This window comes from Mycolicibacter sp. MU0083 (assembly GCF_963378075.1).
Lineage (GTDB): Bacteria > Actinomycetota > Actinomycetes > Mycobacteriales > Mycobacteriaceae > Mycobacterium > Mycobacterium kokjensenii.
In genome coordinates, this window is record NZ_OY726394.1 from 849,886 (window position 1) to 865,303 (window position 15,418).

The 15,418-nt window shown below is 68.3% G+C and carries 10 protein-coding genes and 1 pseudogene; 4 read left to right on the top strand and 7 right to left on the bottom strand.

Going from position 1 to position 15,418, the window contains the following annotated elements; all coding sequences use genetic code 11:
* Positions 1-78: 78 nt before the first annotated feature.
* Positions 79-996 (top strand): acyl-ACP desaturase, encoded by a 918-nt coding sequence (locus tag RCP38_RS04065; protein ID WP_308475731.1) that lies wholly within the window; start codon positions 79-81, stop codon positions 994-996.
* Here RCP38_RS04065 and RCP38_RS04070 read toward each other — a convergent pair.
* The 4 genes from RCP38_RS04070 to RCP38_RS04085 all read right to left on the bottom strand — a co-directional run bounded on the left by RCP38_RS04070 (position 993) and on the right by RCP38_RS04085 (position 5,150).
* Complete coding sequence (locus RCP38_RS04070; RefSeq protein ID WP_308475732.1) at positions 993-1,922, bottom strand: class I SAM-dependent methyltransferase; 930 nt, start codon at positions 1,920-1,922, stop codon at positions 993-995. The genes RCP38_RS04065 and RCP38_RS04070 overlap by 4 nt on opposite strands.
* 88 nt (positions 1,923-2,010) lie before the next feature.
* The gene (locus RCP38_RS04075; RefSeq protein WP_308477051.1) at positions 2,011-3,234 is read right to left on the bottom strand and encodes an Nramp family divalent metal transporter; all 1,224 of its coding nucleotides are present in this window, start codon (positions 3,232-3,234) and stop codon (positions 2,011-2,013) included.
* Positions 3,235-3,267: 33 nt separating this feature from the next.
* The gene (locus tag RCP38_RS04080; protein WP_308475733.1) at positions 3,268-4,344 is read right to left on the bottom strand and encodes an NAD(P)H-dependent amine dehydrogenase family protein; all 1,077 of its coding nucleotides are present in this window, start codon (positions 4,342-4,344) and stop codon (positions 3,268-3,270) included.
* Between the two features lie 14 nt (positions 4,345-4,358).
* Entirely contained in the window at positions 4,359-5,150 is a 792-nt protein-coding gene (locus RCP38_RS04085) for an SDR family oxidoreductase (RefSeq protein ID WP_308475734.1), read from the bottom strand.
* 102 nt (positions 5,151-5,252) lie between these two features.
* Between RCP38_RS04085 and RCP38_RS04090 the strand changes: the two genes are divergently transcribed.
* Positions 5,253-6,731 carry an HNH endonuclease signature motif containing protein gene (locus RCP38_RS04090; RefSeq protein WP_308475735.1) on the top strand — a complete coding sequence of 493 codons (1,479 nt, stop codon included), beginning with the start codon at positions 5,253-5,255 and terminating at the stop codon, positions 6,729-6,731.
* Here the strand turns inward: RCP38_RS04090 and ku are convergent.
* A complete protein-coding gene (ku, locus tag RCP38_RS04095) occupies positions 6,691-7,521 on the bottom strand; it encodes a non-homologous end joining protein Ku (RefSeq protein ID WP_308475736.1) in 831 nt (276 codons plus the stop codon). The genes RCP38_RS04090 and ku overlap by 41 nt on opposite strands.
* A gap of 62 nt (positions 7,522-7,583) precedes the next feature.
* Here ku and RCP38_RS04100 point away from each other — a divergent pair, with 62 nt between their 5' ends.
* On the top strand, positions 7,584-9,857 hold the full coding sequence (locus tag RCP38_RS04100) for an ATP-dependent DNA ligase (protein ID WP_308475737.1): 2,274 nt from the start codon (positions 7,584-7,586) through the stop codon (positions 9,855-9,857).
* Positions 9,858-9,860: 3 nt separating this feature from the next.
* A pseudogene (locus RCP38_RS04105) lies at positions 9,861-10,808 on the top strand (fumarylacetoacetate hydrolase family protein); the annotation flags it as partial.
* Here the strand turns inward: RCP38_RS04105 and RCP38_RS04110 are convergent.
* On the bottom strand, positions 10,808-12,937 hold the full coding sequence (locus RCP38_RS04110; RefSeq protein ID WP_308475738.1) for a cellulase family glycosylhydrolase: 2,130 nt from the start codon (positions 12,935-12,937) through the stop codon (positions 10,808-10,810). The pseudogene RCP38_RS04105 and the gene RCP38_RS04110 sit on opposite strands and share 1 nt — an antisense overlap.
* Positions 12,938-13,032: 95 nt before the next feature.
* Positions 13,033-15,162, bottom strand: coding sequence for a cellulase family glycosylhydrolase (locus RCP38_RS04115; RefSeq protein ID WP_308475739.1), 2,130 nt, complete (start codon positions 15,160-15,162; stop codon positions 13,033-13,035).
* Between the last annotated feature and the right edge of the window lie 256 nt (positions 15,163-15,418).

Here is a 15,418-nt window from a genome sequence, read left to right on the forward strand (position 1 = left end):
GTTTCGAACCTACGGAACCGTAGGTTCGGTCGGGGGGCCAATCGACAGCCCGTATGTCGGTCCGGGGATGGAGTACAGATGACGAACGTCCAAACAGCGCTGTTGCATGAGTTGGAACCGATTGTCGAGCAGAATCTCAACCGTCACCTCAAGGCGGCCAAGCCGTGGTTGCCGCACGATTACGTGCCGTGGAGCAGGGGACGGGATTTCGCATTCCTCGGCGGTGAGGACTGGGTTCCCGAAGACTCGCCGCTGGATCCGGTGGCCAAGTCGGCGCTGTTGGTCAACCTGCTGACCGAGGACAATCTGCCGTCGTATCACCGCGAGATCGCCACCACGTTCAGCCGCGACGGCGCCTGGGGCACCTGGGTCGGGCAGTGGACGGCCGAGGAGGGCCGCCACAGCATCGCGTTGCGCGACTACCTGATCGTGACCCGGGGGATCGACCCGGTGAACCTCGAGAACATGCGTATGCAGCACACCGTCGCCGGGTATGACGCCGGCGGCAAGTCGGCGCTGCAGGTGCTGGCCTACGTGTCCTTCCAGGAGCTCGCCACCCGGGTGTCGCACCGCAACACCGGCAAGGCCTCCGGCTGCCCCATCGCCGACCAGCTGCTGGCCCGCGTCGCACTCGACGAGAACCTGCACATGGTCTTCTACCGCAACCTGATGCAGGCGGCGCTCGACATCTCGCCGGACGAGGCGATGTGCGCCATCCGTGACGAAGTGATCGGCTTCGCGATGCCCGGCATGCACATGCCCGGGTTCCAGGAGAACGCCGTCATGATCGCCAAGGCCGGCATCTACGACCTGCGCATCCACCACGACGACGTCGTCCAGCCGGTACTGCGGTTCTGGAAGGTCAACGAGCGCACCGACTTCGGCCCGGCCGGGCAGGAGGCGCTGGAGCAGGTCAACGGCTTCATGAAGATGGTCGACGAGCGGGCCACCTACTACGAGGAGAAGGCCAAGGCGCGCGAAGCCGTCTCGGCCTAGCCCTTGACCGAGGTGTAGTAGGTGGTGTCGGCCACCGACGCCGAGTCCGCCCCGCGGTTCGGTGTCGGGCGGCCGTGCCGGTCCAGCAGCTCGGTCATGGTCTGGCCGGTCGACACCCAGCCCCGGGTGCTGAGGTAATCGGCGACGTCGTTGCGTTCGCCGAGGTACCCCAGCTCGGAGAACTCCAGATCGAAGCCGTGCGACTGCCACTTCTCGGTGGCGCTGCGCATCGCTTCGCGGGCCTGTTCGTGAGCGTCCTCCGACAGATTCGGGACGGCCTCGGTGCCCAGGCGGCTGCCGGCGGCGCTCAGCGCGCCGATGTTGTCCAGTAGTCGGTCCTGGGCCTCGGGCGGCAGGTAGCCCAGCAACCCCTCGGCGATCCACGCGGTGGGCCGGCTGCGGTCGAAACCGGCCGCGGTCAACGCGGCGGGCCAGTCGTCGCGCAGATCGACCGCGACGGCCCGGCGATCGACGGTGGGCACCGCACCCAACTCGTCCATCGTCGCGGTTTTGAAGGCCAGCACCTCGGGCTGGTCGATCTCGAAGACCGTCATACCCGCCGGCCAGGTCAACCGGTAGGCGCGCGCGTCCAGGCCGGAGGCCAGGATCACCGCCTGCCGGATTCCGGCCCGGGTGGCGTCGGCGAAGAATCCGTCGAAGAAGCGGGTGCGTACCGCCATGGCGTCGGGCATCTGGCCCAGCTTCCAGCTGGAGTCGTGGTCGTCGATATCGCTGCCGGCCAGGTCCCCGGCCGCCCACCTGGTCAGGAAGTCGACGCCGACGGCCCGGACCAGCGGTTCGGCGAAACGGTCGTCGATCAGCGGATCGTCGGCCTTGGTGGCGATTGCGCGGGCGGCGGCGACCAGGGTCGCGGTGGCCCCGACGCTGGTGGCCAGATCCCAGGTGTCGTTATCGGTGCGTGCCATGGGTACTCCTCAAAGCGGCGAACGAACTAATTTACTTAGCCTAGCAAGTAATTAGTCGATTTAACAAATGATGGTGCGTGCCGGGCCGCTACCGCAGCACCAGATAGATCAGGACCGCGTTGAGCGCGCCGATCACCACGGTGACGATCCAGCCGAGCGTCGAGGTCAGGCGGCCGTTGGTGTCGTCGCCCATGATCGTCCGGTCGCCGGTCACCCGGATCAGCGGGACCAGGGCGAAGGGGATGCCGAAGGAGAGCACCACCTGGGAGAGCACCAGCGCCCGGGTGGGGTCGATGCCGAGGGCCAGAACGGCCAGCGCCGGCCCCAACGTGATCAGCCGCCGCCACAGTAGGGGCACCGAGACCCGCAGCAGGCCCTGCATGATCATCGCGCCGGCGTAGGCGCCCACCGACGTCGAGGCCAGCCCGGAGGCCAGCAGGCCGATCGCGAAGAACAGTGCGACCGTCGGGCCGAGCGCGGCCCCGACCGCGGCGTGCGCCCCCTCGATGGTGTCGCCGTGGTCCAGGCCGCGTAGATTGCCCGCCGCCACCACCAGCATGGCCAGATTCAGTGCACCGGCCACCAGCATCGCCAGGCCGACATCCCAGCGGGTCACCCGCAGCAGGCGCCGTCGCCGTGGGCCGGGCTCCGGGTGGCCGTGCCGGTCGCGGGCCAGCCCGGAGTGCAGATACACCGCGTGCGGCATCACCGTCGCGCCGAGGATGGCGGTGGCCAGGAGCACGCTCTCGGCGCCGTCGAAGCGGGGCAGCAGGCCGCCGGCGACCTCGGCGGGATCGGGCGGTCCGACCACCAGGCTGGCCAGGAACCCGACGGCGATGATGATCAGCAGGCCGCTGGTCACCCGCTCGAACCTCCGCGGGCCGCGCCGGTCGCCCACCGCGAGCAGCGCCAGCGACACCGCGCCGGTGATGAGCCCGCCGAGTAGCAACGGCAGCCCGAAGATCAGGTTCAGTGCGATCGCGCCGCCCACCACTTCGGCGAGATCGGTTGCGATCGCCACGGACTCGGCCTGCAGCCAATAGGCGATCCGGGCCGGTCTGGCGCTGTGCGCGCCGATCACCTCCGGCAACGAGCGGCCGGTCACCAGCCCGAGCTTGGCGGAGAGATACTGCACCAGCCCGGCCATCAGGTTGGCGACGACGATGACCCAGACCAGTAGGAAGCCGAATTTCGCCCCCGCGCTGACGTTCGCGGCGACGTTGCCCGGGTCGACGTAGGCGATGGCCGCGACAAAAGCCGGGCCGAGCAAAGCCCAGCCCGGCTTCTGCCGATCAGCGGTGTCCGCGGGCACCGACACCCTGTTCAGGGTAGTCGGGTGCCGCGGTCAGTTCGCGCTGTAGAGACCGCGGCCGGTGATCAGCGGCAGGTCCAGCGTGGTGCGGATACCGGAGTCGGCCTCGACCACCGCGGGAATCGCGTTGACGACGCGCATCGCGGTGCCCACCAGACCGGCGTGGTTGTGGTCGCCGTTCGGGCTGGACAGGCAGATGTCCATCTTGTACGACGGCTCACCGGTCACCTCGACCCGGTAGCAGCCGCCTTCCTGGGCCGGCTGCGGCCACTCCGGGCACAGGTCGCCGCGCAGTCGGGTGACGTGCTCGAGGACCACGGCGGCCTTGCCGTCGACCATGCCGCGCACCTCGAAGCGCACCGCGGCAGCGGTGCCCTTCTTGATGTCGCCCGCGGCGATGCTGAAGTCCTCCGGCGCGGCAACCCGCTCGTGGGACTGCTCGACGGAGTCGAGCTCCAGGCCCAGGCCGGCCGCGAGCTGACGCACGACGGAGCCCCAGGCCAGGCTGAGCACGCCCGGCTGCAGCAGCATCGGGGTCTCTTCCATCGGGTGACCGAAGCCCATCACGTCGAACATCACGGCGGCGCTGTTGTAGGTCGCGTAGTCCACGATCTCCGAGCAGCGGATCTGCTGGATGCTCTGGCAGGTGCCGGCCAGCGCCAGCGGCAGCAGGTCGTTGGCGAAGCCCGGGTCGATGCCGTTGATGAACAGGCTGGCGTTACCGGCCTTGGCGGCCTCTTCGATCGGGGTCAGCAGCTCGGCGGGCAGCACCTCCCACGGGTACTGCAGGAACACCGCGCTGCTGCCGACCACGTTGATGCCGGCCGACAGGATGCGCTTGAAGTCCTCCAGCGCCTCCATCAACCGGTTGTCCGCCAGCGCGGTGTAGACCACGCAGTCGGGCTTGGTGTCGATGATGGCCTGCAGGTCGGTGGTCGCGGTCACGCCGGTGGGGGTGTCCACGCCGGCCAGTTCCGCGGCGTCCTTACCGGCCTTGGCGTCCGAGGACACCCACACGCCGGTCAGTTCGAACTCGGGGTTGAGGATCAGCCCTTTGAGCGCGTGTACACCGACGTTGCCGGTGCCGATCTGAGCAACACGAATAGTCATAGGTCAGCAATTCCTCACAGGTCGGGGACGGGCAGGTCGAGGTTCGGGAAGGTGATGCCGCCGTCGACCTCGAGCACCTTGCCGGTCAGGTAGGCGCCGGCCGGCGAAGCCAGGTACAGGGCGGCGGCGGCGATCTCGTCGGGGTCGCCGAGACGACGCATCGGGGTGGCCTGCTCCATCGGGGTGCGCAGCTCCTCGTTGGAGGCCACCACGTTCAGTGCCGAGGTCATGATCGAGCCCGGGGCGATGGCGTTGACCCGGATCTTCGGGCACAGGTCCAGTGCGGCCAGGCGGGTGTAGTGGGCCAGCGCGGCCTTGGCCGTGCCGTAGGCGGCGAAGCCGCGCCCGGGCACCCGGCCCATGGTGGAGGTGATGTTGATGAAGTTTCCGCCGCCGGAGTGCTCCAGCATCAGCGGCACCGCCGCGATGGTCAGCGCGTGCGCGGTGGCCACGTTGAACGTGAACGCGTCCCGGAGGTCTTTGGTGCTGGTGGTCAGCAGCGTGTTCGGCATGGTGCCGCCGACGTTGTTGACGACGATGTCGAGCCGGCCGAACGCCTCGACCGCCTCGGCGGCCAGCTTGGCCGTCTCCTCGGGCTGGGCGAGGTCGGCGACCACGATGTGCGCCTTACGGCCCGCGGCGCGGACCTGCTCCGCGACGGCCTCTAGTTCGGACTGGGTGCGAGACGCGATCACCACGTCCGCGCCGGCCTCGGCGAACGCCACCGCGATGGCGGCGCCCAAGCCCCGGCCAGCGCCGGTGACCACGGCGGTTTGGTTGTCGATGCGGAATTTGTCGAATATCACGTCGACACCGTAGCAAGGGTTAGGTAACGCCGGAAGTCGATATTTGGAACACGTTCTAGATCGCGTATGCACGCCGCGGGAGATTCGCGTACAATCGAACATGTGTTCGACATCGATCTGCCTGATTTGGGGGTCGTCCGGGGTTTGGATGATGCCGGGTTGGTCGATGCGATGGCCGACGGGGTGCGGTTGCAGTCGGCGTGGTTGGCGCGGGTGTTCGCCGCGGGTGCGGAGTTGTATCACCGGCGGTTGCGGCAGCAGCCGGTGGCGCGTCGGGAGATCTGGGCGATCGACGGCTGGGAGGAGGTCGCCGCGGAGATCTCCGCCGCGCAGGGCATCAGTCGGGGTCGGGCGGCCGGGCAGTTGCGGATCGGGTTGGCGCTTCGCGAGCGGTTGCCGCGTTTTGAGGCGTTGTTCGCCGCGGGGGTGGTGGATTTCCAGATCGTGGCCGCGGTGGTGCATCGCAGTGAGTTGATGCTCGATCTCGACGCCATCCCCCGGCTGGACCGCTGGCTGGAACGCAACGCCCCGCGGTGGGGGAAGTGGTCGCGGGCCCGCATCGTCGAAGCCGTCGACTACTGGATCCAGGTCCTCGAGCCCGTCGCGGTCCGCGAGGCCCGCGCCACCGAGGCGACCCGCCATATCGGGATCTCACCGATGCATTCCGGGCTGGCCGAGATCTTCGGTGATGTCCGCACCCCCGACGCCCTGGCCTTCGACCAACGCCTGAGTGAGCTGGCCGGCACCGTCTGCGACGCCGACCCGCGCACCAAAGAGCAACGCCGCGCCGACGCGCTGGCCGCGTTGACCGCCGGGGCGGCCACCATGGCCTGTGAATGCGGGTCGCCGCAGTGCCCAGCGCAGGGGGCCGATGCCCCGGTCGGGGCGGTGATGATCCACGTACTCGCCGAGCAGGCCACCCTCACCGGGGCCGGGGACAAGCCCGGCTATGTGCCCGGCTTCGGCGGCCTGGCCGCCGACACCGTGCGGCAGGTAGCCAAAAGCGCTCGACTGCGCACGGTGCGTCATCCCGGCGATACGCCGCCGGAATCGAGCTACCGGCCCTCGACGGCGTTAGCCGATTTCATCCGCTGCCGGGACCTGACCTGCCGATTCCCCGGGTGCGGGCGGCCGGCCGAATACGCCGATATCGACCACACCGTGCCCTGGCCGGCCGGGCCCACCCACGCCTCCAACCTCAAACTGCTGTGCCGTCGCCATCATTTGTTGAAAACCTTCTGGACCGGGCCCAACGGGTGGCGCGATCGCCAAGAACCCGACGGCACCATCATCTGGACCGCCCCCACCGGACAGACCTACACCACCACACCCGCCGGCACCCTGTACTTCCCACACCTGGCCGCACCCACCACCACCTTGGACCTACCGCCCTGGATACCGGTCGGTGACCGCGGCGCACGGATGCCCACCCGCCGCCAGACCCGCGCCCAAGACCGCGCCTACCGAATACAGCTCGAACGCCACCACAACCAAACCCGCCTCGACATCCACGCCGCCGAAGCCCAACTAGCCCACGCCGCTAAGCACCGCGCCGCCCTCGACGACCCCCCGCCTTTTTAGGGGATCGCTTCTTGACGCTGGCCTCAAGTTTGGCCAGTAGGTCGGAGACATCCTCGGTGGCGTCCAATTCCGCGGGCGGTTCCTCGCTGGTGAATGCCTCGCCGCCCTCGAGCTTGGCCGTGATCAACTCCTGCAGTTGCTCGGTGTAGATGTCGTGGTAGCGGTCGGGATCGAAGTCGTCGGACATCGATTCGACCACCTGGCCGGCCATCTTCAGCTCGGCCGGCTTGATCTCGACCTCCCCGTCCAAAGCGGGGAAGTCGGGGTCGCGGATCTCATCGGGCCACAACAGGGTATGCACCACCATCACCTCGCGTTTGGAGAAGTTCTTGACGCGCAACGCCGCCAGCCGGGTCTTGTTACGGAGGGCGAAATGCACGATCGCCACCCGATCGGTTTCGGCGAGTGTCTTGGCCAGCAGCACATAGGATTTGATCGACTTCGACGCCGGTTCCAGGAAATAGGAGCGGTCGAAGAGCATCGGATCCAGGTCGGCGGCCGGGATGAACTCGAGCACCGCGATCTCATGGTCACGTTCGGCGGGGAGGTCGCCGAGGTCGTCGTCGGTGACGATCACCATCTGACCGTCATCGGATTCGTAGGCCCGGGCGATATCGCCGTAGTCGACCACCTCTCCGCAGATCTCGCAGACCCGCTTGTAGTGGATGCGACCGTTGTCCTTGGCGTGCACCTGGTGGAACTTGATGTCATGGTCGGTGGTGGCGCTGTAGACCTTCACCGGGACGTTGACCAGACCGAATGCGATCGAACCCTTCCAGATGGAACGCATGAGGTCAGTATGCCCACGCAAACCCGTATGAAACCTACGATCCCGCGACGTAGGTTGGCAGCATGGGTGCTTCGACCTCCAAGCCCCGGGTCTCGCTGACCAATGCCGACAAGGTGCTCTATCCGGCCAGCGGCACCACCAAGGCCGACGTCTTCGACTACTACACCCGCATCGCCGAGGTGATGCTGCCGCACATCGCGGGCCGCCCGGCCACCCGCAAACGCTGGCCCAACGGCGTCGCGCAGAAATCCTTCTTCGAGAAGAACCTCGCGTCCTCAGCGCCGGCGTGGCTGGCCCGCGCCGAGTTGCAGCACCGCTCGGGCATCACCGTGTACCCGATCATCGACACCGTCGACGGGCTGGCCTGGATAGCCCAGCAGGCCGCGCTGGAAGTCCATGTGCCGCAGTGGCGATTCGTCGCCCGGGAGAAGCGTGGCGCGCAGGTGCTCACACCGGGTCCGGCGACCCGGCTGGTCTTCGACCTCGACCCCGGCGAGGGCGTCTCGCTGCCCCAGCTCGCGGTGGTGGCCCGCGCGATCCGCGATCTGATCGCCGACATCGGGCTGACCACGTTTCCGGTCACCAGCGGCAGCAAAGGGTTGCATCTCTACGTGCCGCTGGATCCGCCGATCGCCGGCTCGGGGACGGTCGAGCTGGCCAAACGCATTGCGCACCAACTGGAATCCGAGATACCCGACCAGGTGACCGCAACCATGGCTCGCAGCGTGCGGGCCGGCAAGGTCTTCCTGGACTGGAGCCAGAACAACGCCGCCAAAACCACCGTCGCACCGTATTCGCTGCGTGGCCGCGACCACCCGACCGTCGCCGCGCCGCGCACCTGGGAGGAACTGGCCGACCCGGAACTGCGGCAGTTGCGCTACGACGAGGTGCTGGAACGGGTGGCCCGCGACGGCGACCCGTTGGCCGAACTGGACGCCCCGCACGATCGGCTCGCCACATACCGGGCCAAGCGTGACGCACGGCGAACGCCCGAACCCGTGCCGGACGCGGCGCCGCCGCCCGGCGGGGGCAGCAGTTTCGTCATTCAGGAACACCACGCCCGCCGGCTGCACTACGACTTCCGGCTGGAGCACGACGGCGTGCTGGTGAGCTGGGCGGTGCCCAAGAACCTGCCGGCGACCACCTCGGTCAACCATCTCGCGGTACGCACCGAAGACCATCCGCTGGAGTACGGCGGTTTCGAGGGCACCATCCCCAAAGGCGAATACGGCGCCGGAACGGTGCGCATCTGGGACTCCGGCAGCTACGTCACCGAGAAGTTCGAGGACACCGCGGAGCGTGGCGAGGTGATCGTGGTGCTGTCCGGGCGCCGGATCTCCGGGCGCTACGCGCTGATCCGCACCGGCGGCGACCAGTGGCTGGCGCATCGGATGAAGGATCAGCAGGCCTTCGGCTTCGACACCCTGACCCCGATGCTGGCCACCCCCGGCTCGGTGGCCCGGCTCGACCCGAACCAATGGGCCTTCGAAGGCAAATGGGACGGCTACCGCCTGCTGGTCGAAGCCGACCACGGCCGGGTGCGGATGCGGTCCCGCAGCGGGCGCGACGTCACCGACGACTACCCGCAGCTCGCCCTCGGGACCGACGATCTGGCCGAGCACCACCTGGTGCTCGACGGCGAACTCGTCGCCCTCGACGCGGACGGTGTGCCCAGTTTCACCGCGATGCAGGGTGGCACGCCTTCCGCGGGTCTGCAGTTCTGGGCCTTCGACCTGCTCTATCTGGACGGCCGTCCGTTGCTGCGGGCGGCCTACCGGGACCGGCGGAGCCTGCTGGAAACCCTGGCGTGGGGATCCGATCTGGTGGTCAAAGACCTGCTGTATCCCGACGGGGCGAGGGCTCTCGAAGAGTCCGAAGCGCTGGGCTGGGAAGGTGTGGTCGCCAAGAAGTGGGCGGCGCCCTATCAGCCCGGTCGGCGGTCGCGGGCCTGGATCAAGGCCAAACACTGGCGCACCCAGGAGGTGGTGATCGGCGGCTGGCGGGCCGGGGAGGGTGCCAGAGCCGGCGGGATCGGCTCACTGTTGCTGGGGGTGCCCGACGGCGATCGCCTGCGGTTCGTCGGTCGGGTCGGTACCGGCTTCACCGATCGTCAGCTGGAGACGCTCAAGGATCTACTGGCGCCGTTGGCCTGCGACGAATCCCCATTCGACGCAAAGCTTTCCCGGGCAGAGGCCAAGGACGTCACCTTCGTGCAGCCGAGCGTGGTGGCCGAGGTGCGCTACAGCGAACGCACCGCCGAGGGCAGACTGCGGCATCCCAGCTGGCGCGGACTGCGGCCCGACAAGGCGCCCGACGACGTGGTGGGTGAGGATTGACGCGTGCGATGGGTGACCTATCGAAGCGAAGAGGGTGAGCGCGCGGGGGTACTGGACGGCGAGGTGATCCATGCGGTGCCGCCCGGCGTGACCCTGCTCGACCTGATCCGGCTCGGCCCCGACGGTCTGCGCGACGCCGGAGAGCGGGCACTGAAGACCCCGTCGGAGACGGCGCCGGTCGACCGGGTGACGTTGTCGGCGCCGATCCCGCGGCCGCCGTCGATCCGCGACAGCCTGTGCTTTCTGGACCACATGCGCAACTGCCTGGCCGCCACCGGCCGTAGCCGCGAACTCGACGACACCTGGTATCGGATACCGGCGTTCTATTTCGCCTGCCCGACAACGGTGTTCGGACCTTATGACGACGTTCCGATGGCGCCCGGAAGTCACTGCCAGGACTTCGAGCTGGAAGTCGCCGCGGTGATCGGTGTCGCGGGCACGGATCTGTCGGTCGCCGAGGCAGAGCAGGCCATCATCGGCTACACCATCTTCAACGACTGGTCGGCCCGAGACCTGCAGGCCCAAGAGGGTGTGCTGGCGATCGGACAGGGCAAGGGCAAGGACAGCGGCATCACGCTGGGGCCCTACCTGGTCACGCCCGACGAGCTGGAACCCTACCGACGCGACGGGCAGCTCAGCCTGCACGCCACCGCGATCGTCAACGACGTGATCGTCGGCCTCGGCTCGACGGAGTCCATGGACTGGAGCTTCGGCGAGATCGTCAGCTACGCGTCCCGCGGCGTGCCCCTGGTGCCCGGTGATGTCTTCGGATCCGGGACCGTACCCACCTGCACGCTGCTCGAACACCTCGATCCCACGGCGCCGCAATCCTTTCCCGGATGGCTGGTCGACGGCGACGTGGTGACCCTGCAGGTGCAGGGCCTCGGTGAGGTGCGCCAGGCGGTACGGGCCAGCGCTCCGCCGATACCGCTGGCGGAGCGCCCGCGCCCTTAGCTCGCCGCTGTGACGGTCACCTTGACGGTGGATGCGCCGGAATCGGACGCGATGGTCAGCTGCGAGGCGTTGGCCTCTGAGGTGACGTGGCCGCCGGTGACGGTCACGGTGTAGCCGTCCGGGAACTGGCTGGTGGGCACCGAGATGGTGGTCTCGGAACCGGCCGCGAAGGACCCGGAGCCGTCGGCGCGCTCGGTGGAGTAGCTGAAGTTGAAGACACCGTTGTCGACCGACCAGGAGGTCGGGGTGCCGGAGATCGCCTGCGGGTAGGGCTGGGCCAAGACGTCGAGTTTGTCCCAGTTGACGTTGTCCCCGACCGGCGGCTTGCTCGGGTCATACACCAGCGCTTGATCCTCCGGCGAGATGCTGGTGATGTCCCTGCCGCTGTAGGCCCATTCGGACCAGCCGAACAGATTGCCGTTGGAGCCCTGCAAGCTCGCCTCGATGGCGCCGAGGTTGTTGGTCGCGCCGAACTCGCTGAGCCAGCCCGGGACGTTGTGCTCCTGCATGTAGTCCATGGCGTAGTCGAACACGACGTCGGCGTTCCAGTCACAGCCGAAGCTGGTCCCCGGGAACAGCGACGCCGTCATGCAGTAGTGGTGGAACGAGAAGGCCGAGTTGGGGTCGTCCACCGTGCCCAGGTAGGTCGGCACCGGCAGGCTGCCGAAGAGAGCGGTCGGTTCGAAGAACACCGTCTTGTTGGGGTCGACGGAGCGGATGGCGTCGTCGATCTGGTTGTAGAACGGGGTCAGTTGCTGGGAGTCGAAGTACGGGTTGCCCAGGATGGTGCCCAGCCAGTGCGTACCGGCCCACGGCTCGTTCATGATGTCGTAGCCGGCGACGTTCTCGTTGCCCTTGAAGTAGTCGGCGACGGCCTGCCACATCAGTGCGTAGTGGTTCTGCAGCCCCATCCCATCGGGTGCCTTCTCGTTGGCCCAGAACGCATCCCAGGCATGGTTCTGCGCCGGGCTCACCGGGTAGGTGGCCGGGAAACCCAGGCCGATGTGGGGGAGCCCCCCGTTGAAGGTGGCCCAGTCCGGCGCGCCTTCGCCGCCGAACTCCTCGTTGTACAGGTCCTGGTGCATGTCGAGGATCGCGACGATGTTGTGTCGGGCGAGGATCTCCACGGTGTCGGCGATGGAGGCCAGGTAGTCGTAGTCGATGACGCCGGGCTCCGGCTCCACGCCGGCCCAGATGACGCCCAGGCGCACCGAATTGAAGCCGTTGGCGGCCAGGAACGCCGCATCGTCCTCGCCGAAGCCGTCCCCGGACGGCGTGTAGGGCGACACCTTGTAGACCTGGTTGAGTCCGTGCCAGATGACGACCTGGCCGTCGGCGTTGGTGAGCCAGCCGTCGGTGACCTGTACCACCGGGTCGGTGGTTCCGGTGATGCCGCCGGGCAGGGTGCCGAAGTGCCCGGATGCGCCGTGGCTGCCGGCCCACAGGCCCGCCGTGCCGCCGGCGCCGCCGAGGGCGGGCAGTCCGGTGTCGGTGGCGCCGTCGCCGGCGTCGCCGCCGTTACCGCCGTCGCCCAGCAGCCAGGCGCCGGCTCCGCCGTCCCCGCCGATGGCCCCGGCCCCGCCGTCGCCGCCGGCACCGCCGTTGCCGAAGAGTCCGACCGCCGCCCCGCCGTGGCCGCCGGCGACACCGTCGTCGGTGCTGTTCCAGCCGTTGCCGCCGTCGCCGAACAGCCAGCCGCCGTTGCCGCCGTCGGGGTTGTCCGCGGTGCCGTCGGCGCCGTTGCCGATGACGATCGAACCGAAACCGAAGAGTTGGTTGATCACGCCGTTGACCGTGCTGCCCAGCTCACTGTCGATCCACTGCTGGCCGGCGTCGTGCATCAGGGCGTAGAGGTCCAGGCCGGCGGCCGGTCCGGGTTCGGCCAGGGCGGCCAGGGAGTCGTCCCAGTGCGCGGTGGACAGGAACTCGTTCCAGGCGTCGGCGTCGAACAGTGCCGCACCGTCGAGTACGCCGTCGGCGGTGGCGAACGGGGACAGCAGCACATCCATCATGTCGTCGACGTCGGCGTGTGCGGCCGGGGCCATCGCGGCCATCGGGGCCACCGCGAGGAACGCGGCCACTCCGGCAACCCTGCTGCCCACTGCTTTGCTGCGGCGACGCGCCATCTCAACAGACCCTTCTCACGGATGCACCCAAATTCTGAGTAGTGACTGAGAAGTTAAACGAGTTGCTCACAGGGTGCAAGGCGGCGGGTGATCCGCTAGGCCGTGGGGGTCACCGTCACGTGGACGGAGGCGGCACCGGCATCCGAGCTGATGGTCAGCACGGGTGCATTCGCTCCGGAGGTGACGTGGCCGCCGGTGACGGTCACGGTGTAGCCGTCCGGGAACTGGCTGGTGGGCACCGAGACGGTGGTCTCGGAACCGGCCGCGAACGGCCCGGAGCCGTCGGCATGTGCGGTGGAGTAGCTGAAGCTGAAGACGCCGTCGTCGAACGACCAGGAGGTCGGGATACCCGAGATCACCTGCGGGTACGGCTGGGATAGCGCGTCCAGCTTCTCGAAGTTGACGTTGTCGTCGACGGGTGGCTTGGTGGGGTCGTAGACCAGCGCCTGGTCGGTCGGTGAGGTGCTGGTGGGGTCGTTGCCGGTGTAGGCCCACTCGGTCCAGCCGAACAGGTAATGGTTGGCGGAGTTCATCGCCGAGGTGATGGTCGGGATGTTGTTGGTGGCCCCGTACTCGCTCAGCAATGCCGGGATGTTGTGCTCCTGCGCGTAGTCGCTCGCGTAGCCGAGGACGACGTCGGCGTTCCAGTCGCAACCGAAGTTCGACGTGGGGAACAACGCGTTGATCATGCAGTAGTGGTGGAAGGAGTACACCGTGTTCGGGTCGTCGACCGTACCCAGGTGGGTCTGCACCGGCAGGCTGGCGTCGAGGGTGGTCGGCCCGAAGAACACCGTCTTGTTGGGGTCGACGGAGCGGATGGCGTCGTCGATCTGGTTGTAGAACGGGGTCAGTTGCTGGGAGTCGAAGTACGGGTTGCCCAACAGGCTGCCGATCCAGTGCGAGCCGGCCCACGGCTCGTTCATGATCTCGTAGCCGGCGACGTTCTCGTTGCCCTTGAAGTGGTTGGCGACGGCCTGCCACATCAGTGCGTAGTGGTTCTGCAGCCCCATCCCGTCGGAGGCCTTCTCGTTGGCCCAGAACGCATCCCAGGCATTGTTCTGCGCCGGGCTGACGAAGTAGCTGCCCGGGAAGCCCGCGTCGATGTCGGCCTGCCCGCCGGTGAAGACCGCCCAGTCCGGAGCGCCGTCGCCGCCGAGGCTGCCGCTGTACAGGTCCTGGTGCATGTCGAGGATCGCGACGATGTTGTGTCGGGCGAGGATCTCCACGGTGTCTTCGATGGAGGCCAGGTAGTCGTAGTCGATGACGCCGGGCTCGGGTTCGACCCCGGCCCAGATGACGCCCAAGCGTACGACGTTGAAGCCGTTGGCGGCCAGGAACGCCGCATCGTCCTCGTCGAACCCGCTGGCCGAGGGCTCATAGGGGGCGAGCTTGTAGACCTGGTTGAGTCCGTGCCAGATGACGACCTGGCCGTCGGCGTTGGTGAGCCAGCCGTCGGTGACCTGTACCACCGGGTCGGTGGTTCCGGTGATGCCGCCGGGCAGGGTGCCGAAGTGCCCGGATGCGCCGTGGCTGCCGGCCCACAGGCCCGCCGTGCCGCCGGCGCCGCCGAGGGCGGGCAGTCCGGTGTCGGTGGCGCCGTCGCCGGCGTCGCCGCCGTTACCGCCGTCGCCCAGCAGCCAGGCGCCGGCTCCGCCGTCCCCGCCGATGGCCCCGGCCCCGCCGTCGCCGCCGGCACCGCCGTTGCCGAAGAGTCCGACCGCCGCCCCGCCGTGGCCGCCGGCGACACCGTCGTCGGTGCTGTTCCAGCCGTTGCCGCCGTCGCCGAACAGCCAGCCGCCGTTGCCGCCGTCGGGGTTGTCCGCGGTGCCGTCGGCGCCGTTGCCGATGACGATCGAACCGAAACCGAAGAGTTGGTTGATCACGCCGTTGACCGTGCTGCCCAGCTCACTGTCGATCCACTGCTGGCCGGCGTCGTGCATCAGGGCGTAGAGGTCCAGGCCGGCGGCCGGTCCGGGTTCGGCCAGGGCGGCCAGGGAGTCGTCCCAGTGCGCGGTGGACAGGAACTCGTTCCAGGCGTCGGCGTCGAACAGTGCCGCACCGTCGAGTACGCCGTCGGCGGTGGCGAACGGGGACAGCAGCACATCCATCATGTCGTCGACGTCGGCGTGTGCGGCCGGGGCCATCGCGGCCATCGGGGCCACCGCGAGGAACGCGGCCACTCCGGCAACCCTGCTGCCCACTGCTTTGCTGCGGCGACGCGCCATCTCAACAGACCCTTCTCACGACACCGATTTCTGAAATCTGTCTGAGAAGGGTAGACGACCGGTTTCACCGTCCGGAGGGGATCGCTGAAATAGCGCTCAGATTTGCCGGCTCAGCACTGCGTGGCGGCGCGAATCCATTGTCGTCGGGAATCGTTCTGGCCGGCCGCCGAGGCGGCGGCACGCAACAACTGAACGGCCCGCTGCCGTTCGCTGCGGGCGCCCGGTGGTTGGTTCCCCGAGTACGGTTGCGGCTTCA